Origin of the sequence: Parapedobacter composti, from assembly GCF_900112315.1 — a bacterium.
In the GTDB taxonomy this organism is placed as follows: Bacteria; Bacteroidota; Bacteroidia; order Sphingobacteriales; family Sphingobacteriaceae; genus Parapedobacter; species Parapedobacter composti.
Map to the genome: position 1 here is coordinate 105,190 of NZ_FOLL01000015.1, position 21,458 is coordinate 126,647.

18 protein-coding genes and 1 pseudogene are annotated in these 21,458 nt (G+C 52.8%); 13 read left to right on the top strand and 6 right to left on the bottom strand.

From position 1 onward, the window contains the following. Nucleotides 1-7 precede the first annotated feature (7 nt). From BM030_RS14890 to BM030_RS14915, 6 genes are all read left to right on the top strand, one after another. Nucleotides 8-1,018, top strand: a complete 1,011-nt coding sequence (locus BM030_RS14890) for a FecR family protein (protein ID WP_090974401.1) — start codon at nt 8-10, stop codon at nt 1,016-1,018. Between the two features lie 218 nt (nt 1,019-1,236). Further along, nucleotides 1,237-2,517: a TonB-dependent receptor plug domain-containing protein gene (locus BM030_RS14895; RefSeq protein WP_090974402.1), complete on the top strand. Its 1,281-nt coding sequence runs from the start codon at nt 1,237-1,239 to the stop codon at nt 2,515-2,517. 72 nt (nt 2,518-2,589) lie between these two features. Continuing rightward, nucleotides 2,590-3,147 (top strand): hypothetical protein, encoded by a 558-nt coding sequence (locus BM030_RS14900; RefSeq protein WP_090974403.1) that lies wholly within the window; start codon nt 2,590-2,592, stop codon nt 3,145-3,147. Then, on the top strand, nt 3,117-3,479 hold the full coding sequence (locus BM030_RS14905) for a right-handed parallel beta-helix repeat-containing protein (RefSeq protein ID WP_090974404.1): 363 nt from the start codon (nt 3,117-3,119) through the stop codon (nt 3,477-3,479). The genes BM030_RS14900 and BM030_RS14905 overlap by 31 nt, the downstream gene beginning before the upstream one ends. Before the next feature lie 54 nt (nt 3,480-3,533). Beyond that, entirely contained in the window at nt 3,534-3,911 is a 378-nt protein-coding gene (locus BM030_RS14910) for a hypothetical protein (RefSeq protein ID WP_090974405.1), read from the top strand. A 233-nt stretch (nt 3,912-4,144) separates the two neighbouring features. After that, nucleotides 4,145-4,825, top strand: a complete 681-nt coding sequence (locus tag BM030_RS14915; RefSeq protein WP_090974406.1) for a YceI family protein — start codon at nt 4,145-4,147, stop codon at nt 4,823-4,825. Nucleotides 4,826-4,875: 50 nt separating this feature from the next. Here BM030_RS14915 and BM030_RS14920 read toward each other — a convergent pair whose 3' ends face one another. Further along, nucleotides 4,876-6,129: an efflux RND transporter periplasmic adaptor subunit gene (locus BM030_RS14920; protein ID WP_090974407.1), complete on the bottom strand. Its 1,254-nt coding sequence runs from the start codon at nt 6,127-6,129 to the stop codon at nt 4,876-4,878. A gap of 71 nt (nt 6,130-6,200) precedes the next feature. On the opposite strand from BM030_RS14920, the gene BM030_RS19675 reads away from it, so the two are divergent. Both BM030_RS19675 and BM030_RS14925 read left to right on the top strand, forming a co-directional pair. Next, complete coding sequence (locus BM030_RS19675) at nt 6,201-6,467, top strand: hypothetical protein (RefSeq protein ID WP_139215907.1); 267 nt, start codon at nt 6,201-6,203, stop codon at nt 6,465-6,467. Between the two features lie 297 nt (nt 6,468-6,764). Then, nucleotides 6,765-7,592, top strand: a complete 828-nt coding sequence (locus tag BM030_RS14925; protein ID WP_139215908.1) for a hypothetical protein — start codon at nt 6,765-6,767, stop codon at nt 7,590-7,592. Between the two features lie 250 nt (nt 7,593-7,842). Here BM030_RS14925 and BM030_RS14930 read toward each other — a convergent pair whose 3' ends face one another. Further along, nucleotides 7,843-8,055 (bottom strand): hypothetical protein, encoded by a 213-nt coding sequence (locus tag BM030_RS14930; RefSeq protein ID WP_090974409.1) that lies wholly within the window; start codon nt 8,053-8,055, stop codon nt 7,843-7,845. Between the two features lie 364 nt (nt 8,056-8,419). Here BM030_RS14930 and BM030_RS14935 point away from each other — a divergent pair, with 364 nt between their 5' ends. Further along, a complete protein-coding gene (locus BM030_RS14935; protein ID WP_090974410.1) occupies nt 8,420-10,222 on the top strand; it encodes an OmpA family protein in 1,803 nt (600 codons plus the stop codon). Nucleotides 10,223-10,299: 77 nt separating this feature from the next. On the opposite strand, the gene BM030_RS14940 is transcribed toward BM030_RS14935, so the two are convergent. Beyond that, complete coding sequence (locus BM030_RS14940; RefSeq protein WP_090974411.1) at nt 10,300-12,912, bottom strand: CHAT domain-containing protein; 2,613 nt, start codon at nt 12,910-12,912, stop codon at nt 10,300-10,302. Continuing rightward, nucleotides 12,912-14,903: a PKD domain-containing protein gene (locus tag BM030_RS14945; protein ID WP_090974412.1), complete on the bottom strand. Its 1,992-nt coding sequence runs from the start codon at nt 14,901-14,903 to the stop codon at nt 12,912-12,914. Before BM030_RS14945 ends, BM030_RS14940 begins: the two co-directional genes overlap by 1 nt. 89 nt (nt 14,904-14,992) lie before the next feature. On the opposite strand from BM030_RS14945, the gene BM030_RS14950 reads away from it, so the two are divergent. Both BM030_RS14950 and BM030_RS14955 read left to right on the top strand, forming a co-directional pair. Beyond that, on the top strand, nt 14,993-15,556 hold the full coding sequence (locus BM030_RS14950) for an RNA polymerase sigma factor (RefSeq protein WP_090974413.1): 564 nt from the start codon (nt 14,993-14,995) through the stop codon (nt 15,554-15,556). Between the two features lie 2 nt (nt 15,557-15,558). Then, entirely contained in the window at nt 15,559-16,278 is a 720-nt protein-coding gene (locus BM030_RS14955; RefSeq protein WP_090974414.1) for a tetratricopeptide repeat protein, read from the top strand. A gap of 3 nt (nt 16,279-16,281) precedes the next feature. On the opposite strand, the pseudogene BM030_RS20550 reads toward BM030_RS14955, so the two are convergent. Both BM030_RS20550 and BM030_RS14960 read right to left on the bottom strand, forming a co-directional pair. Further along, nucleotides 16,282-16,434: pseudogene (locus BM030_RS20550) on the bottom strand (IS1634 family transposase); the annotation flags it as partial. Next, nucleotides 16,433-17,734 carry a UDP-N-acetylmuramoyl-tripeptide--D-alanyl-D-alanine ligase gene (locus BM030_RS14960; RefSeq protein ID WP_090974415.1) on the bottom strand — a complete coding sequence of 434 codons (1,302 nt, stop codon included), beginning with the start codon at nt 17,732-17,734 and terminating at the stop codon, nt 16,433-16,435. The pseudogene BM030_RS20550 and the gene BM030_RS14960, both read right to left, overlap by 2 nt. A gap of 421 nt (nt 17,735-18,155) precedes the next feature. Here BM030_RS14960 and BM030_RS14965 point away from each other — a divergent pair, with 421 nt between their 5' ends. Then, on the top strand, nt 18,156-19,913 hold the full coding sequence (locus BM030_RS14965) for an N-acetylmuramoyl-L-alanine amidase (RefSeq protein ID WP_090974416.1): 1,758 nt from the start codon (nt 18,156-18,158) through the stop codon (nt 19,911-19,913). A 24-nt stretch (nt 19,914-19,937) separates the two neighbouring features. Then, entirely contained in the window at nt 19,938-21,458 is a 1,521-nt protein-coding gene (locus tag BM030_RS14970; RefSeq protein WP_090974417.1) for a glycoside hydrolase family 10-like protein, read from the top strand.

Here is a 21,458-nt window from a genome sequence, read left to right on the forward strand (position 1 = left end):
GCAATTAATGAGCTACCCGGAAATCGATCGCTTGGCTAAGAAGTGGCAGGAGGGAACCCTGAACGAAGAGGAACGTGCCCGTTTCGAGGCGTGGTACCGTTCTTTTGACGATTCCACGCTCGAAATTGATTCTGACGAGGGGGAAGAAGCCATGAAATCACGGCTGTACCGGCAGATCATCGAAAAAGGCATGGGTACCGCAACGCGGCCTGCCCGCCGCCGCATCCTTTGGGTGCGGAGTGTGGCGGCTGCCATTGCTTTTTTGGCCATTTTTGGCTGGTATTGGGATTATCAAAACGGGTTTACCGACAAGCCATGGATTGCATTCAAGCAGGTGCGGGCCGGTCAGAGCGTGCGGCAGGAGACGCTGCCCGATGGTTCCATCGTATGGCTCCGGCCGGGAGCCTCATTGCGGTTCAGCAAGCGCTTCAGGTTGCGCGACGTGGAATTGACCGGAGAAGCTTTGTTTGAGGTGGCCAAAAATGAGGAAAAGCCGTTCCGCGTGAATGTGGGGAATTACGTGGCTACCGTACTGGGGACAAGCTTCCACATCAGGCAATCGGCCAATCCCGCTGAAATGGAGCTGGTCGTGCTAACCGGCAAAGTGGCGGTGAGCCGGCAGCCTGAGAAAAAAGGTAAAGCGAAGAGCCCTGCGCCGGCCGGCCCGCCGGCGGCTGTGCTGATGCCGAGCCAGCGGCTGAAAACCAATGATGGACTTCGGGCAGATTCAATAACGGTGGATTCCGTGGATGTCAGTGTGGATAACGAGTATACTGCCGGAACAAACTATAACATGCGGTTTGACGATACGCCCTTTGAAGAAGTGGCTAGCCGCATCTCGAATAAGTTCGGGGTTGCCGTGGAGGCTGACGAACGCCGTTACCGTGGCTGCCGCGTGAGCGCTGACCTTAGCGGCCAGCCGCTGCATTATACGGCCGAACTGGTGGCCGCGGCCCTGGATGCGCAATACGAAATCAAGAAAGATAAAATTGTCCTGAAAGGAGGAGGATGCCTATGATGAAATGACAGATATACCCTCATAGCCGCACCAGCTTATATTACCTAAAATAGATTAAGGTTATTGTATGAAGGGGATATACCGATTGTGCATAGTCATTAGACTAAAAAGTGTCCGGATTCTGGCTGCAACCGGAACCCGGACGATGGTTCAGTTAAATGTAGTAAGTACTTAATGCTTGGGAATTATGAGTTCCCGACCAAACCAACAACAAATATATGAAAATCCATTTGTATGGAAAAGCCTTGTATTGGCATATGATCCGTATCGCTTTCTTTTACCTAGCCGCCCCGCTCCAGGGAGGCGGGCTGCTGTACGCAGAGGCCACCAACGCTCAATTGCTTAACCAACCTGTTTTTCTCGACGTCAAGAACGCGCCGGTTGCACAGGTGCTTCGCCAGATCGAACAGCAGACCGAGGTACGGTTTGTGTATACCAACAACTTGCTGGACGAGGCCGGAAATGTGACGATAGCTGTACGGCAGCAACGCGCATTGGAGGTGTTGAATGAACTGTTCAAGCCGCTTGCGATCCAGTTTGAAGAGAAGGAAAAGGGTTTTGTCATCCTGAAAAAGCGCTTCGATGAAAGCGGCACGGAAAATACCGTGGGGCTAAAGCTGGAGGACCCCGCCATTGGCGAAACAGGCGCGCAGCAGTCGCAGGTGGCAGGCAAGGTTATTGCCGTGGCAGACAGGCAACCGTTGGCCGGTGTGACGGTGACCAACAAGCGTACCGGCGCCATCGCGATGACGGATGCGGAGGGCACTTACCGCATTGAAGCGCTGGCGACCGATGTGCTCGTTTTTAGCTATGTGGGGTACCAGGAGCACGAAGAGCCCGCAAAACAGGACATCGTGGTCCAACTGGTGGAATCCAGTACAGACCTCGATGAGGTCGTGGTGGTAGCCTATGGCACTACCCGCGAGCGTGATCTCACCGGTTCTTTATCCACGATTGATAACAAATTGCTGACGAACCGGTCCAACTCTACCGTGAGCAGGGCATTGGAAGGCGCAGCGCCCGGCATACAGGTCTCTGCGGTAGACGGGCAGCCGGGACTGGACATGGGCATCCGCGTGCGGGGCCTGGGGTCTGCAAGCCAAAACACGTCTAATGCGCTGGTGGTTATTGATGGCGTGCCTGCCCAGAATGCCAACCCGTTGTCTACCATCAATCCGAAGGATATTGAAAATGTGACCATTTTGAAAGATGCCGCGTCGACGGCGCTATACGGATCCAGGGGGGCCAACGGCGTGGTGCTCATCACCACCAAGCGGGGCAACAAGGGTGTGCCGCGCATTTCCTTTGAAGGGAGGACGGGAATGAACCAGGTAGGGCCATACCAGTTTGATAAAATTTTGGATCCAAAGGATATCTATGAGTTCGCCTGGCTTTCCATCTACAATTCGGCAAGGTATGGGGTGGATGGTTCTGGAGTTTCCAAAAGCTACACCACCAATGTTCGGAATCCGAACATGAGCCATGAGGACGCTGCGTAGTTCGCCAGCGCGCACTTATTCGATTATGTCGGTTCAACCACCAATTTCCAGCGGAATAACCTCGGAAACTGGATGCTGTACGACGTTCCCGGAGCGGTGTACACGCCTACGGGTTCGGGAGCCGCGGCAAGCGCTACGATGTCCGGGGCCTACCTCGTAAATCCTGACGGCAAACTCAACCCCGACGCCAGGCTGCTTTACAACGATAACTATGACAAATACCTCCTCGAAAACCGGCTGAGGCAGGACTATAACCTGTCGGCTTCAGGGGGCTCGGATCGCGTGAACTATTTCTTCTCCGGCGGTTACCTTGAGGATCCTTCCTACATCAGGGGCTCTGCCTTCGAACGGTACAACGCCCGCGCGAACGTGGATGCGCAGGTATTCGACTGGCTGAAAATCGGCACGAACGTCGGGTTCTCGAACCGCACCACGCAGTCGCCGGCCACGCGCTTCGGCCGGAATCCGGGCAGTGCCGTGGCCAACGTTTTCCGGTTCATCAACGGGCAGAACCAGCTGACGCAGCTTTATGCACGGGACCAAGCCGGAAATATCATCACGGAAAATGGACAGAAGAAAATGTCGTGGCGCATTGCGAGATGTTCGATATCCCCGGAGCTGCGATCCTGATGAACGGCAACGACCACGTACTGGAATACAATTACATACACGATGTGGCAAAGGAAGTCAACGACCTGGGTGCCATCTACTACGGCCGGGATCCGTCGGAGCGGGGCATCGTTGTCCGCTATAACGTGATTGCCGACATCCCCCACCGATTTTTGACGGCGGGCATCTACCACGACGATGGCGCATGCGGCCTTACGGCTTACTCCAATATCCTTGTCAATGCGGGCCAACGGGCGGTGCTGATGGGCGGAGGGTCTGACAACAAATACTACAATAACCTCTTTATCGGCAGCGAGGCCGGAATCTTCATCGATGACCGGTTGCGTGCCTAGGCGAAGCACCTGTTAGTTCCGGATAGCGGACTGTATGCGAAGCGCCTGCGTGCCGTGGACTACACCGGTCCGGTCTACGCACTGGCGTACCCGACGTTGCCCGGCTATTTCGAAACTGTGCCGGAGCCTTCCTATAACCTGGTGCACCGGAACGTGTTCATCAATTTCAGGGATCCGATCTATGCGAAGGGAAAGACCATGGCATGGCGCATCAAGGCACTGGGAGTGAGCAGGGCAAACATTTTCCGTAACCAAGCGGATATCCTGACGGAGATCCGTACATCCGGGTTGCAGCGTGTGCTCGGGAAAGAAAAGATACTCGATCCGATTCCCGTGGAGGAGATCGGGTTAACGCCTTCTGCGTACATTGCCACCCAGCCCTCGGCATGGGGGCTAAGCCACGTGTACATTTGTGAAAATAAACGCAGTTAATTGCCGATTTACAGCGGGAGATAAGGGATCGAGGTGACCCTATGTGTCCAGTCCTGAATTTGGGGTTCGAAGTGTTGCTGTGCTTATTTAATCACTATTATCCGACTAAAGTCGGAGTTGTTTACATTTAAATGTTGCCTGTTATGTAGCCGGATTGTCATATAATAAATTTGTGTTTGAACATTTAATTGGAACGTGCTTATTTTGCCGCCTAAATAAATTTAAACAGATTTATGAAAAAATTTAATGCACTTTTTTTAGCCGGGCTGGCCGCTTTTGCGGTGGCTTGCGGCGGTAACACCACGAAACAGGCGCAAACTGCCGAGGCCCAGCAGGTTGCTGAAAAACAGGGTGCGGTTTATGCCGTTAATCTTGACGCAAGTGAGCTAACCTGGAAGGCGTTTCACAAAGGCGGTTTCGCGCCGCGCTGGGGCACACTGAACATCCAGTCGGGTGAGCTGTCTGTAGCAGACGGAGCGATCACCGGAGGCGATTTTGTTATTGACATGGCTTCCTTGAAAGTGGATTCGGCATCGGTTACTGAAGGGGATAAGAAGCATACGGATCTCGAAGGTCACTTGAAAAGCGAAGACTTTTTCAATGTGGCTCAGTTTCCTGTAGCTGAATTCAAGATTACGCAGATTGCCGATCTGGGCGGAGAACCGGTTGATGGTGCGGTAGCGGGCGCCAACAAAAGGGTAAGCGGTAATCTTACCCTGCTGGACAGTACGTTGAACATCGCTTTTCCAGCCAAGGTAGTGGTTGCAGACGGCAAGGTTTCCGTAGTCGCTCAATTCACGGTAAACCGTGCCGATTGGGGTATTAAATTCGGTACGTCAGAAGCTGATCCCGCTGAATGGGGAATCAGCAAGGACATCGAAATCGGTGTAGCGGTTGAAGCTGAAGCTAAGTAATTCGGTGATCCGTGGTGGGGGATCGGTGACTGACCACCGACCACCCGCCATTAATAACCAATCCTCAACTCCTGTATCCTGTCATACGTTTCATAGCTAGATGTTACCACCTTATCGCCGGGTGTCAAACCGCTGATAACTTCGTAGTAGTCCGGGTTCTGGCGGCCTAACTGTATATCCACCCGATAGGCTGCCTTGCCGTCGTCAGTTAGTTTAAATACCCAGTTGCCACCGGTTTGCTGATAGAATCCACCTTTGGCCAGCAAGATCGCTTTGGTTTCGTCGCTTAGCGCCAGCCGGATCTGCAGGGTCTGTCCGCGGCGGATGCCTTCTGGCACTTTATTCACAAATTCCATATCCACCTGGAAACGCCCGTTCGTCACTTGGGTGTATACCTTTTTGATGATGAGCTTATAGCTTTTTCCGGCAAATGTAAACTCGCCTTCCAAATCAGGATATATGCGCGAAATGTAGTGCTCATCAATATCTGCCCGTACTTTGAAGCCGGTGAGCACATCGATTTGTCCGAGGCGTTCGCCGGGGTTCTTGCTTTGGCCGATTTCAGCATCGAAGGAGGTAAGCTGCCCATCCACCGGGGCACGGAGGGTTAGGTCGTCTACCTTCTTCCGCATAAGTTCCAGCGCGGCCTGTGTGCGTTCATACGTGCGGCGGTCTTGTTCGGCTTTCTGTGCCGTACTCAATGAGTCCTGACGGATGATTTGTTTGGTGAGCTCCAGCTTTTGCTTTTGGTAGCTATAGTCGTTCACCGCTTTCTGGTACTCTTGGGAGCCGATGGCTTTTTTTTCATAAAGCGTTTTGTTCAACTTATATAAACGCTCAGCTTCTTTGAGTTGATTCTCCACGTCGGCCAGTTGGTTCCTGTTGTTGATCGTTACCTGCTGCGCGTTGGTTTGGGCTATCTGGGCTTGGGTAAGCAGGTTCAATACCTGCGTTTCTTGCGTAACCAGGCTGAGCTCTAAATCGGTGTTGGACAGTCGCATGATGGGGGTGCCTTTCTTCAGGTGAGCGCCGTCTTCCACGTATTTTTCTTCTACGCGGCCGCCAACAGCGGCATCCAGAAAGATACTGGTGATGGGAAGTACGGTGCCGTTTACCGGAATAAATTCACGGAAGGAATCTTCTTTAACTTCGGATATAGTAATCCGCTCGGCATCCACGTTAAGACGTGAATTGCCGGAGGTAAAGTAATAGCTGGCCGCTAGCAAGGCGAGTATGCCTGTGGCTCCAGCAACCAAGGTGATCCGCTTGCTGTTCCATGTTTTTTTCGGTAAGGCTCTGTCCATGTTTCTTTGCTTGTGACCGGTGTCTGTAACCGGCCACTCATCACGCTAAAACGACATGCCAAAAGTATAATGTGTTTGAATACAGTGTGTTTGATATAGACATCGCACATAAATTGTCCGATATCGGACAGTTCATGTGCGATAGCGTACAGAAGCCGTTACAGTGTGTCCATCAATTGCTCAAAAGCCATCCCACGGGAGGCCTTAAGCAGCACCAGCGCTCCGTTGATGGGACGTTGTTGCAGGGCGGCTTTGACCGCATCGGTGGTTTCATAAAATTCAGCGCCTTCCTCCTGACTTGTCTATCGCGGTCATTTCGGCGGTTGGCTCGGCTTTAATGGTCACGGTTTCCCCGGTGGTCATCAGTTCCTGAAGCTCCGCATCGGTGCGGTAAGTTCAGCTGATTACGGCTGAAGTAAATGAGAGAGGGACAAGTCAGGAATCAGTACAAAAATTTATTTCTGACCGTTCGATGAGGGATAAGGACTGTTTATGTCGTTTTTTCTGTTTTCAAAAAAAATTTTCTTGGAAAGGGGGTAACATTTAGGAAATGCCGGTGATTTATCTACAAAAGCACGAAAAAGGCGGATTCCGAAAAGCCTAAAAAGAGTAGGAGAACTTTAAAAATAAATATTATGAAAAATTTACTTAACACCATCGCCATTGCCTTGATCAGTCTCTTCATTTTCACTTCATGTGATAAAGCTGATGACATACCCATGGAAAAGAAAGAACGTGAAATCTCAAACACGCAAATGCAGAATCCGAAAAACCCATATGATAAGGAAGGGGAGCAGCACAATGCATTTCTCGACTACTTTATCGCCAAAGCAGACGGCAGCAAAGAAATGAATCGGGAGAAGATGCTGAAGATTTATGCCGACTTCTACGCTTCTCAGAAAATGGAGTTTGGGGACGAGCAAATTGCAGGTTACGGGGAGTTGTTTGATGCCTATAGTGAAATGAACATCGGTGTGCCTTCCTCTAATTTTCCACCTCAGTTCTGCCGTTGGTTCCCCGTGATATGTGACATCTTGACGCCTTCACCGACTTTTCCGTACCCGCTTCCGCTAGGTTTATTGAATGAGGATAATGGTGGCACCTCTACCGATCGTACATTAACATTTATTGACGCGGTAAAAGAAAATGAGGCGAAGATACTGGCTGATAAAGAGCTGAGCGAAGAACAGCAAAAAGCCTTATTAAACCAACATGCCATTGCCCGTTATTCTTCTGGATATTGGCACAATGTTTCTGCTATTCAGCAGGGTAAAAGCGGTTACTACGAAGCTTTTCAAGAAGCCCACGCTGCAAAAGTATGTCATACTTGTGACGTCGTAGGAGCTGATGCTGCCGGGGCAGCTGTTGGAGCGCTCGTGGGTGGTGTTGGTGCAGGTCCCGGAGCCGGCATCGCCAGTGGGGCTGCCTTACTGGAAAAAGCATGGAATTGGTTCTGGAATTAGTTGCTTGAAACATATGATAAAATAGGAGAGAAATAATAGCGTTTCTCTCCTATTTTATATTTAAACGAATTTCAAGCTATACGTAATCTCCACATCGCCGGCAGCTAACTTCTTCTCGACGCTTCCCTTCCACCTCAACCTGTATATCTTCTATGGTTTGACGTTGCATCTTCAGCATGCTGGAAAGATCAAATACGCTTCACCGCCGATACTTTCCGAACCGTCAATATTTACTTTTACATCGACAAGTTCACTCGAACCTTCGAAATGAATGGCTTCGTTTTTCCGTTGTAAATGGATTTTCATTCGAATAAATTATTTCCTCGGTGGTCATCAGTTCCTGAAGCTCCGCATCGGTATGCGCCGAACCGATGTGACGCAGGATGGTTCGCCTGTTGTTTTGATACCGCACAATCTGGACCGCCCTGGCTTTTGAGGCGGTCTTTACCACCCTGATTTTCATGTAAAAAAACCTTAGTGCGGTAAATTTACGTAAATAAAATGTGTTTCGCGGTTACAGGGGCATTCTTGTGCAAAGCATGGAGACAACTTTATCACATGATCTTTCATCCTACAGACTGCTGGCCCAATCCTGTACTGTCAATCGACCAGCTTGTGGTGTTGGAACGGGCACCGTAGTTTGACAGAAGCTTACCAACAAGCAGCAAAGGGGTGGTCCAAAAGACTGCCCCTTTGTTTATGTGTGCCTGTCATGGGTGATAACTATAGCGCGGGTAAGTCCCGAACATGCTTTGGTGGTAGGGGGTAACATTTGCGGCTGCGGGTTGATTTACCTCCAAAATATAGTTCAACAAAATTCAACGATCATGAAAAAGTTTACACAACGAGTATGGATAGCGGTAGTAACCCTGATGTTATTGACCGCGGCTTTTCCACCAGCACAGGCGCAAGAGCGTCATCCCTGGCAGGTCGGTTTATTTGGTGGCACCAGTGCTACACTGGGCAATTATCACGGGGATACGGCCCGGGCTAATCTGGGCTATGTGGGCGGGGTGTTTGCCGACCATTATTTTGGTGGCGGCAATTTCGGTCTGGGCATCGACGTCCGTATACTACAGCATCCGGTATGGGGGCGCGATAGCCTGATTTTTGAAAACGGCTACCTGGCGACAACTTATGACAATACGAAGCGCTTTCGCCATTTCGGACTGGCTATAGGGCCTACTTATCAGTTTACGGCGGGTAAGTTCAGTCTGGAGGCATTCGTGAAAGGCGGATTGCTTTACCAACAGTTCCCCGCTTACCAGCGGCACCTGGTGTATACGGTGGAGAATCCACAGACGGGCACGGGTATGCGAACGGATACGTTGCTGGTCCGCGCTTCAGCCAATGCATCTGATAACGCCTGGGCATGGATGGGGGTAGGCGGTCTGCGGTTCAACTATGCGCTGAGTCCAAATTGGAGTGTGTTTGCACAGGGCGACTACCTATCAACCTTTGGCCGGCAATTTGGAGGCAAGGACAGTGACTTCTTCATCGAGGAGCGGGAAGAAATGTTGCCGATTGCGCCAAATACGTTCGTAAATAACGGCTATGACCACTATACCGACCATACGGCCGTGCGGAGTACATATACGCAGGCAGTAAACATGACGGTGGGTGTGAAATACACATTTGGCAAGCGTAAGGCACGTAAACCGGTGGAGCGTCCGGTTCCTCCGGTGGTGGAGACAGTGCCTGACGTACAGCCTGTGCAACAACAGCCTAAGGATGTGCTGGTGGTGGTAAAGGATAAGCAGACCGGACTGGCGCTGAGCGGGGTGAAGGTGGTGATCGATGGCGGCGATGGTGAACAGGTGTCCATTACCAATGCGCATGGTGAGGCTGAACGGCTGGCAGGAGCAAAAAGCGGAACGTACCGCATCAGTGGCGAGAAGAACGGTATCCGGACCACCGAGGTGGTGCTGACAGCGGCCGACTTTGCCGGCGGTGGTGCCACGATTTACAAGGAGTTACTGCACGATGACCCCCGTTTTACGTTGATCGGTGAAACGGTAGAAGGCAACAGTGACCGTAAGCTGGCCGGGATCAACACCACGCTGACCAACGAAGGAACGGATGCGAACATGAGCCAAGTATCCGACGGTGAAGGTAAATTCATCTACCAGTTGGATCAGCGGGCGGATTACAATGTGGTCGCGAATCAGGCCGGGAAATATTCGCAGACGGAGCGCGTTACCACCAAGGGACTGGATCGCAGCAAAACGCTGTATGTGACGCTCAAATTGGGTGTGAGTGATCTGGAGGAAGGTGCAAGCTGGGTGCTGAAGAATATCCTGTACGATTTCGACCGGAGCAATATCCGACCCGACGCAGCGCGTGTATTGGACAATGTGGCCAACATTATGCAGCAAAATCCGACCCTGCGTATCGAACTATCGTCGCATACGGATAGCCGGGGCAACGACGCCTACAACCTGAGCCTGTCGCAGCGCCGCGCGGATGCGGCGGTGGCTTACCTTGTGCGCAAAGGTATTGACCGGAGCCGTATGGTTGCCCGCGGTTATGGTGAAACCCGCCTGCTGAACGACTGTGGGAATGGTGTGGATTGCCCGGAGGAACTGCACCAGGCGAATAGGCGGACGGAGATCGAGGTATTGAACTATTGATGGGGTATCGGTAACAAACAACACCTGTTGAATCCGGGCGGTCCCGACAAAATGGTGGGGGCCGCCTTTTTTGATGGCTACACCTTGTCTTTGCTTTTCCGGTGTCGGTACCATCGCCACCCAATTCCAAGCAGGCACAACATCCCGAGGCCCACTAACGGGTAGTACCAGCGCGATCGGCCAGGCAGTGTAATCCGGGTTTCCACCCCGGTGTAATTGAGGGTTGCCCAGTACCAAGGGTTTCGGCGGGCGGGTGGAGCTTCTTGGAGATAGTGTTGCTTCGCACGGGCGAGAGCCAGCGAAGGGACTTCATAATCGGCCAACTGTTCGTAAAACAACGCCATGAACTGCGGCATAGTCGCATCATCCACCGGCCAATACGCCGCAATGACACCCAATACACCTTTACTGATGAACGCTTTGTTGAGGCTTTCCAAACCTTCGGCCTGAACGGCAACGCCTGCGGCCGTATGGCAGGCAGAGAGGACGACCAATGGGGATTGGGAAATGGAGTAACGTAACTTATCCAACGTAAAGGGTTGGTTGAAGGCGAGATAAGGTGATGTGTTGTTTCCTGTTACGGCATGTGCGGCGATATGCAGCAAAGCCCCGTGTTCGAGCGCATCCAGCAGCGCGGCGTCAGTCAATGCGTTCCCCTCCATGATCCGGCCGTGGAAGCGTTTGGCCAGCAGCTGCTTTTCGGCCGCTACGGAAGGCAGGTCGGGTAGCTCTCCCCCATAGTCGGATCTGGCAAAACAATGTATATCCGGCTGGAAACTGGTGCCGGTCGTATGCCGCTGGTTAAGCAACAAGGTATAGGTATAGCTGATGGGATACTGCTCAGCCAGGAACTGACCGTCTGCCATCAGCGCATCAAAAGGCAGCGTAAACAGGATACCGTCCAGGGAAATGACGAGTTCGCTATGCGGCTGTTCACCGATAAACGGCAACAGTGTTTCCCGCAGGCTGTGTGCTTCCTGTTGGTAGGCGTGAGGAGCATTCTCGTAGGCATCGGGCCCCTTATGGAAGTATTCGTTCATGAAGCGCCCGACGCGTTGTACGACCTGTTCCACATGTTCTATGGCATGGACATGGTAAGCTCCATCGGCCCGGTATACCGCCAATGCCAAGCCGCTGTCAGGCAGGCAATAGCTGACGAGCATGCTGGAATCCGGGATGTGTTCCACAAATCGGCGGAAATCCGCCATAGCCGGCGGGGCGAAATCCCGGTCGAAATGCTCCTCCGCAAGTTGCAGCTGGAATGCCGTTTCAGCAATCTGGCGTTGGTATTCGATGCGTTCGGCGGAGTCCGCCGCCGCAGCCAGTTGGCCGTAGAGGTATTGCAGCCGTTGCCGACTTTCCCGGAGGTCATCCCGCTCGGAGGTATCCCACCGATCTGTGCGGCTCACCTCCTGCAGGAGTTGCCGTCCCTTGGAAAGTTCAATGAGCCAAAGCATCCGTAGCGCAAGCTCTTGCCGCTCCACCGGATGCGTTTGCCGGGTATACGCCCTGTAAAGGTAGGTCAGCGCTTCCTGCAGCAATGTTCTGTTCCAAGCCGAGTTCTGGTAGTGGCTCGTTTTGCTGGTAATCAGTTGTTGGGTATAGTAGGCGTGCTCCAGGGCCAGGGAGTAGTAGTGGATCACCGAATCCGGTGCAGCATGTACGCGAGCCAGGCCCCACAGCGCATCCGTAATGGTGTAGTCGGGTGGTAGCCGGTCTTTGGTCGCCCCGAGCAGGTGAAGCACACGGTCGAAATCGGAGCGGGCTTCCGTCGGGTGGAGGTCGTATCGGTGTAAATTGCCCCGCATATAGTGATACTTGGCTTTTTCACGTGCCTTGCTGGTCGGGAAATATGCATCGATCAGGGCAATGGCGCGGTTGACATCATGGAACGCTTCCCGAAATTGACGTTGACCGGCGGCCAGCGATGCCCGCTGGTGGAGCGCTTCGGTATACCAGAGCAACGTGTCGCCCTGCAGAGGCCTGTCCGACAGCAAGGCCAATGCCCGTGTATTAGCCGTGCGGGCACTATCTGATTTACCCATTTCCTGATAGCATCGCGCCAGGGTGTTATAGAGCGGAGTTGTCTGCCTGTCGGCCGGATCGAGGTAAGCCAAACCGCTTTTACAGGTCTGCAACACACGGTCCGGTTGACCCAGTTGCTGGTAAACAATAGCGAGGTTGCTGTAGAGTGCTGCCTGTTGGGCTGGCTGACCGGCCGTGAGCCGGATCGCTTCCTGCTGGATGTGCAACGCTTTTTCGAGGTCTCCGACTTGCGTGTAGAGGTTGCCCAGGGGTTTGGCGATATACAGCACCCGGTCGGGGACTGTCAGTTGTTCGGCCGCACAATACGTCAATGCCGTCTCATAATACCGGATGCTTTCGAGAATCCGGCCATGTTCGCGAAGGGCATAGCCGACATTGAGCAGCAGCCAGGCGTATAGTTCTTTGCCCTCCGGAGAAGCGGGTTGGCGGGGCAACAGATTGATGAACGAATCCGGATGGTGGATGAAGCGTTCCGGATGGTCGTAAGCGATGGCCCCGAGCGTATCCAGTATATTGAGCAAGGCTTCTTCATCGATGACGGCCATTGGTTTTTCTTCGTCGCGGGTAGTCTGCGGTCCGGGCGACTGGCAGGCGGTGAAAGCAACCATAAGGAGGGTCGTATGAAGCAGCCACTTCATCATCATCAGAAACGCCAGGCTACGTACAGGTGGGTAGCTTGGCCTTGCCCCGCGCCATACACATAGCGCAGTCCGGATACGGGCCCCAGATAGGTACGTCCCACGTTGACATCGACGAACGGCTGCACATACAGCCGACCCCTGGCGAGTCGGTCGGTCGTATGGAGCCGCTCCACTTCCACCATTTCGGGATCACTTTGTACGTGGTAGGTACGGCTTTCCCGATAGGCGGTATTGACGGAGGTTTCCGCTAATGCACCGATCCCTGCGGAAACCAAACTGTTGAAGTTATAACGGATGTGCAGCGGTACGATACGCAGCTGCAGGAACCGCGAGGAAACCAACCGGTCATAACTGAAATACGGCATCGGTTCGGGTTGGCCGCTCCGTTCCACTGGAATTTCGATAGCCCCCTCCTCCGGGATACCACGTGCCGCCGATCCGGCCCGGTACGTGTTGGCGTACAACTCCACCTGCCAGTACAGCTTTCGGTAGGGCGCCAGGGGTGCCAAACCGATGCCGAACATCATCCCCGGATTGACGGAGGCTTCATCGCTACGCCACGTTTCCGGCCGTTTGAGGAACTGATGGTATCCGGCAAAAACGATGGGCGATAGGCTTTTGCGAAACCGGCTTGTTGCCATATTGGTGACGATGGGGTCGTTTTTATCAAAGAAGATATGTGTTTGCCCCTTAAAGGCACGATTTGGCAGCCTTTTTTTGGGTTGAACACGGAACCGGATAAAGCCCCGGGTGCTGTCCTTATCGTGTACATCGGGCGCTTTCGATCCCGGCAGTGCAATGTCCTTGAAGTGGAATACCAGCGTGTCTTCACCCCGGATCTCGTAATGATAGCAACCCACGCTCTGTCCGGTGAGACAGGTGTCACACTGCGGATACAGGTTGAGCAGCTCCAAGGTTGAGAGGTCGAGCACATCCGGCAACTTGACCTCCAGGCGGATGTTTTTCGCATCGCCTTCCCCATCGTTCTGGAATTGTACTTTATAGGTGAGCGCTTTGCGCCTGGCCAATGCCCGGTAACGCATCCGCGACTGCTTTACAGACATTTTGTTGGGGTCGTGCGAGGTCACGACCGGCACGTCCAGTTGGTGTATCCGAGCCGGGCCTTCTTTCGGGATAAATACTCCGGTGATGGTCACTGTAGCGTTTGTGTCGGTGAGCATTTCGGGCGTGATGTCCAGGTTGATGAGCGAAAACTGGGCATCGGCACTACCGTCTACCTCGTATCCCGTAACCGTTTTGTAACTGCCATACAGGTCTGCAAAATAGTCGACCGCCTCATTTCCGGTAAATTCTACTTCTTCAAACACACCATAATCCGGGCTGCCGCTTTGTGTGACCGACACGCTGGGGACACCGGCCCACAGGCCTTTCAAAGTCCGGGAATCGTCGATTGGAATGACCCGTTCACCGTTGTAGGCCGACTGCCCGGCCAGGACAAAGCCCTCGGGGCCGAAGATTTTTTCATTGGTGAGCAGGAACACCGTCCCTTTTTCGCCGGTTTTGACGCCAGCGATGACCACCATATCCTCCCCCGGTAACGCGTTTGCATTTTTAGAGAGCTTGAACGTGCCGTCCGGGCCGAAGAAATGCTGTTCCGCTCCCGACGCTACCTTTTGGGGGGCCGCTTTGGAAGCGTCTATCTTGATTTTCCGGGTAGGCCGCTTAGGGCGGGGACCATTATCGTAGTTGCTTACCGTGTAGAGCGTTACCTCATACTCGCCGGGTTCGGTATATTGGTGTTCCGGTGCTTCGTCCATACTGAAATGGCCGTCACCAAAGTCCCACAGGTACGTATAAAACGGTGCGCGGCCACCGGGTATGCCAGCCAGTTCAGGCAGTTCGGGCTTGAACAGTACCCGAGTTCCTGCAAAATCGAAGTTGATGCGTGCTTCCACCGTATCAGCCCCGGAAGCAAATGCGGATGCGGCAATGGTGAAAAGGAGGCCAACGGAGATGTATAGGCTTTTGCTCATTACGTCGTATTTTTAATCCATCGCATTTTAGTTCTGTGCCCTAAAAATAGGGAAATTTTTTATCTTTATGGCTTTAATACGATCATATAATGCATCCCGACCAACGATTTATCACCTGCCTACAGCAAAACGACAGCCGCGGCATTGCCGAAATTTACCGGTTATATGCCTCTAAGATCAGCCGCATGATCCGATACAATAGTGGTGACGAAGCGGATGCGGCCGACATCATGCAGGAAGCATTGGTAGACATCTACCGGATGAGTGCCGATGGCCGGTTTGTGCTCACTTGTCCGTTCGAGGCTTTTCTGGTCACCATCTGCAAGCGCAAATGGCTGAATGTGTTGAAAAAAAGGGCATCCAGCCCGGTAACAAAATCGATCGACGATGGATTTAACTTTGATAAGGACGATGAAGCCGAAGCTGGCCGGCATGCCGAGCAGCTGGAGCGGGAGCACACGGTGATGCAGTTACTGGCCAATATGGGCGATCGGTGCCGGGAAATCATCCAAGCCTGCATGGGCAAGGAGCACCAGGAACAGGTAGCCGAACGACTGGGACTGACCTATGCCTACCTGCGCAAGAAGAAGAGCGAATGTATGGGGAAATTGGGACAGTTGGTGAAGAAACACCCCCTATTTAAACGAAATTGATCATGGCAGCATTTTTTGAACAGATTCAGGATTATCTGGACGGTACACTTGCGGTGGAAGAGCGGCAGGCTTTCGAACAGCAACTGAAGGAAGACGGGGCCCTTCGGGAGGAGCTGGCCCTGCAGCGTGAATTACGGGATCTCATCACGAAGCACCGGGCTGCCGAAGCCGGCGTGTCCGCCCTGGAAGCGACCTTGCGGCAGGTACGGGCAGCCTATGAAGCAGAAGGGCCGAAGAAAAAGCCGGGTGTCATCCGGCTCCTGCTACCGGCCATTGCGGTTGCCGCCTGCTTGTTGGCCGTATTTAACTACGTCGGTTTTTTTGAGCCGGATTTTGAACAACTGCCCGAGATGGCTACATCGATAACCCGGGATGGCGGAGCGGATTCCACCTATCAGCAGGCAGTTTCTGCGTTCAACGAGGGCGATTACCAAACGAGTATCAGGTTGCTGGACGGGTTGGTATCCGATGACACGAGCGTTGTGCGATACCGGTATTATCGCGGTCTCAGTCATCTTGGACTTGCGCAGTATCGCAAGGCGATAACTGACCTAAAACCGATTGCCGACGGGCCGTCTGTATTTGCGGGCGATGCCAGTTATTTTACTGCCGTGGCATGGTGGCGATTGGGGGATCACGACGAAGCGCTGTCGTATGTGGAAAGGGTAACGGAAACAAGTGACTATCACAAAAAAGCGGAACGGTTGAAGAAAAAGCTCTAAGTGAGGTATCCCTTGGGGGGTAACAATCAGTATCTGGGGTTGCTGCGATGCGTTCTCTTTGGAAAATCCGTTCTTGCGCAACCCGTCTTCCTGGAAGGTCTGGAAGTAAAGCGTCGTGACGTCGTAAAACACGATGTCGAAATCGAATGAATGATTAAAGTGTGTCCATCAATTGCTCAAAAGCCATCCCACGGGAGGCCTTAAGCAGCACCAGCGCTCCGTTGATGGGACGTTGTTGCAGGGCGGCTTTGACCGCATCGGTGGTTTCATAAAATTCAGCGCCTTCCTGTTGATGGCGGTAAAACGCTTTGCCCGCAAAGATCACCCGCGAAGGGTTCAGGGCCAAAGCGGTGTTTACCACCTTGCCATGTTCTTCATGCGACTCATCGCCCATTTCAAACATGTCGCCCAGAATGATCACTTTTTTGTCGGCGTCCAGCAGGCGGAGGTTTTCCAAAGCTGCGGCCATGCTGCTGGCATTGGCGTTGTAATAATCGCTGATAACGGTATTGTGCGCGGTTTTGGTGAGCTGTGAACGGTTGTTGGCCGGGCTGTAGCCGGATAAACCTTGGTTGATGGTGTCTGGACTGAGACCGAAATGATGGCCTATGCAGGCTGCTGCCAAGATGTTTTCGGTATTGTAAGATCCCGCAAGCTGGGTTTGGACGACATGGCTTGCCAGGCTTCCGTGGGTTTGCCACCTTACTTGCAGCAGCGGATTGGCGGATACCAGTTCGCCCCGGAGGTCATTCCCTTCAGTAAAGCCATAGGTAACCACCTTATCAATGCGGCGTGCGGCGGCCATCTCGCTGAGCAATGGGTTATCCTGCTGAAGAAACACGGTGCCGTAATGCATTGCCAAATAGTCGTATAGCTCGCCTTTGGTTTTCTTTACGCCTTCAAAACCACCGAACCCTTCGAGATGGGCCTTGCCTACATTGGTAATCAGTCCGTGTGTGGGTTGGGCGATGCCGCATAGGAAGGCGATTTCACCGGGATGATTAGCCCCCATCTCCACGATCGCGAGCTCCACTTGTGTGTCAATGGAAAGCACTGTAAGCGGTACGCCGATGTGGTTGTTTAGGTTGCCCTTGGTAGCATAGGTCTTGAACTGACGGGATAAGACCGCTTGTACTAACTCTTTGGTGGTGGTTTTACCGTTAGAACCGGTGATACCGATAAAGGGAATGTTTAGTTGCGTGCGATGGTGCCGCGCTAATGCTTGCAGTGCAGCCAAGACATCGGGTACCAGTAGAAAGCGCTCGTCCTGCTGGTATTGGGGGTCGTCAATAATGGCATACCGGGCCCCCTTTTCAAGAGCCTCCTCCGCAAAGGCATTACCGTTGAAGTTGGTCCCTTTTATAGCAAAAAAGAGGCTGTCCGGCTGGATATGCCGGGTGTCTGTACTGATGCGTGGATGCGCAAGGAAATACGGGTATAACGCTGCCGGTTCCATACTGCAAAGTTAGCGCAATATTACGACTTCTGTACGCCTGTTATGTCATTCTGCCCCGTGTTATCCTTTATTTTCTGTTGGCCGTATGTCACGGCAATACTTAAACAGGAAAAAACGATCAGGAGTACTTGTCTTTTTTTCATAATCAGCCGATGAGGGGGTGGAAATAATGGGAAGTTAGCTGGTTTGTTTTAACTAATTTGCGTTTCAATAGTAAAAATAACCTGTTATTGTTAAAAAAACCAAATCAAATTGTTAAAAAATCGAAAGGCACCTGCTTCTGCAACTTTTTGACTGTAAACCCCAAAACGGTTAGATTGTTTTAAATTTTTTGCTTAATCTTGCTTCCGCTAAATATAAGCCTTTTTTAAACGCAGGGAGTGGTGGTCGGAGTGGCACCATAAAGGCCGCCAAAATATAAATGATGCGGAGAATATACCTATTTCTGGGCGTGGCCATTGGAGTCATGTGTTGTAACCCATTTCATTCACATGGGCAGAAGGGAAGACTGCAGGTTGTTTCACCGATGGCGGATAGCAGTACGGTGGATAGGGCTGTGGTATATCTGCGGGGGAAGGCTGACCCGCAGGGTATGTTATTTCTTAATGGAACGCCATTGCCGGTACACAGCACCGGCGTATTTGCCGCGCCACTTGATTTGCGCGAAGGCGCGAACGAATGGGAGGTGTGGCATGTGATGGGTACTGATACGTTGCGAAAGCGAATCGTAGTGGTCTACGAGAAGCCATTGCCGCCGAAACCGACGGAAGGGTTTGCCATTGAGTACATCCGGATAGCTCCGGGAGGAGATCTGTGGCTGCAGCCGGGCGACCTGCTGCAGGTGGAAATGAAAGCCACGCCAGGGATGGCGGCTACCTTTTACCAAGGCATTCCGTTGTTTGAAGCAGACACAGCTGTTGCTAAGGTTGGCGGTATTTACCGGGGTGAATACCGGATTCAGCCGTCGGACAGCCTGACCGGCCAGACCATCTCATTTTACTTGCTCGATTCCGTAAGCAAAAAGACGGTTATGATGGAAAGCCGGGAGCGGATAACTGTACTGAACCAGCCATATGTCTTGACCGGGCTTACCACTTCCAACGGAGTGCCGCTGTATTATGGCTTGGGTACAGACCGCCTGGGCGGGGCTAAGATGGGAACGCTGGATAGTTTGGTTAGGCTGGAGATAACCGGGAAAATGCATGACATGTACCGGGTAAGACTATCTACGGCCGATCAGGCCTATGTCCCAGCGGATCGGCTGGCGGTGCAACGCGGCGTACATTTCCGGCCGCATTCCCTTACCGGCAGTTGGACAGTATATTCGGATAGTACAGCCGACTTTGTGAGCATCGGCTTAGACGAACGGCTTCCTTATGTGGCTACCGTACAGCAACATCCGACACGCATTGTGGTCGACATATATGGCGCCGTATCTAACAGCAACTGGATGACGCAGAAGGAGGGGTTGTTGGCTATCCGGAACGTCTGGTATGAACAGCGTAGCAAAGATGTTTTCAGGGCGGTTATTGAGTTGAACGAACCGCAGCTATGGGGTTATGACATTCGGTACCGCGGCCGTAACCTGGTAATCCGGGTAAAGCCGCAGCCGGCTGTGTTAAGCCTCCGTCAGCTCACCGTGGCGGTGGATGCGGGGCATGGGGGAAGTAACCGCGGAGCGGTGGGCATGACGGGCGTGTTGGAAAAAGATTTGAACTTGTCGATGGCACGGAAGCTGAAGGATGCGCTGGAAAAGGCTGGAGCCAACGTAATCATGACGCGTGAGGGTGATGAGGCGGTTAATAATGGAGAACGGTTGCGACGGCTTCAAGAGCAAGATCCAGATTTGTTAATAAGTATCCACTGCAATGCCTCGGCGAACCCAATGGTCCAGGGCGTCTCCACGTATTACCGCCATCAGGCATACCGGCCGCTGTCGCAGTATATTTTAACGGAGATGCGGAAACTGGATTTGGCCGACTTCGGTAATGTCGGCGGCTTTAATTTTACGTTAAACTCACCTACGTCCTTTCCCTCAGTGCTGGTGGAAGTTGCCTTTTTATCGAATCCGGCCGATGAGGAACGGTTGTTGGACAACGGGTTCCACGAGGCGGTGGCCGGGAAAATTGTCGCCGGTTTGCGGGGATTTCTCAATGGCGTTCAAGGTAGAGCGCGATAGCGGAGATAGGTTGGTATGTAAATTATGATGAAAACAGCAACATATACAAATCGGTTATTAAAAACCGCATTCAGCTGGTTGTTAATTAGCTTTGGTACAATAACCCTAACCATAGGGCAACCCGTTACTTCCCCTGTCCCTGCAGCCCTGCGCGAATTCAGGGCGGCCTGGGTGGCCACTGTAGATAATATCAACTGGCCCAGCAAGCCGGGATTAAGCACGGCCGAGCAGCAGGAGGAGGCGCTGGCCTTGCTCGATTTTCTGAAGGATCACCATTTCAATGCGGTGATTTTCCAGGTACGGCCGCAGGCCGATGCATTGTATCCCAGTGATTTGGAACCTTGGTCTTACTACCTTACCGGAAAACAGGGGACGCCCCCTCATCCGTATTACGATCCGTTGGCGTTTTGGATCGCCGAAGCACACAAACGCGGCCTGGAGCTGCACGTATGGCTCAATCCCTACCGTGCGCATCATCCAGCCGCAGGGGCTGTGGAGCCCCCGTCACTTGTCAACAAAATGCGGGAGTCGGTCGTCCCGCTCAAAGAAGGATATTGGTGGTTCGACCCGGCTAAGCAAGCGACGCAAGACCATGCTGCTGCAGTGGTGATGGACATCGTGAAGCGCTACGATGTCGACGGTGTCCACTTTGACGACTATTTCTATCCCTATGAATCGTACAACGGCGGAGCAGATTTTCCGGACGACGACAGTTGGAGGGCTTATACCGCCGGCGGAGGGGCGCTGTCGCGGGGCGACTGGCGCCGCAACCATGTCAATCAGTTCATTGAACGTATATACAAAGAGATAAAAACGGCAAAGAAACATGTCAAGTTTGGGCTGAGTCCGTTCGGTATCTGGCGGCCGGGTTACCCGGAAGGTATCGCGGGGATGGATCAATACGATAAACTCTATGCCGACGCAAAGCTGTGGCTGAACAAGGGGTGGATTGATTACTTCACACCCCAACTGTACTGGCCCATCGCCCAGCTTCCACAAAGTTTCCCCGTATTGCTGGGCTGGTGGCAAGGGGAGAATACCCAAGGGCGGCATCTCTGGCCAGGCATGAATGTTGGCCGCGGTGGCGATGACGCCAACTTGCGGGAGGTGGTCAACCAGATTATGATTACCCGTGGCATGCTTCCCACCAGTAAAGGCGCGGTGCATTGGAGCATCTCGTCGCTAACGCGGCATCCGCTGCTTGGCCAAGGATTGCTTGATGGGCCTTACAGGCAGCAGGCGTTGGTACCTGCCAGCCCGTGGTTGGGCAATGACGCGCCCGAAGCTCCTTTGGTAGACTTGAAGCAGCAGGGGCGAGAAATACAGCTTAGTTGGAAACATCCGGCGCCCGATAAGGTATTCAGGTGGGTGGTGTATTACCGCTTTGGCGACATATGGGATTACAAAATCATGGACAAAACGGCTATGGCGACGGGATTGCCAGACCAATCGGCGAATGGCGACGCCAAACTGCAGGCCGTAGCGGTGACGGCCGTAGACCGCCTGGGGAACGAAAGTGAACGAACTATCTTAACCATAAAATAA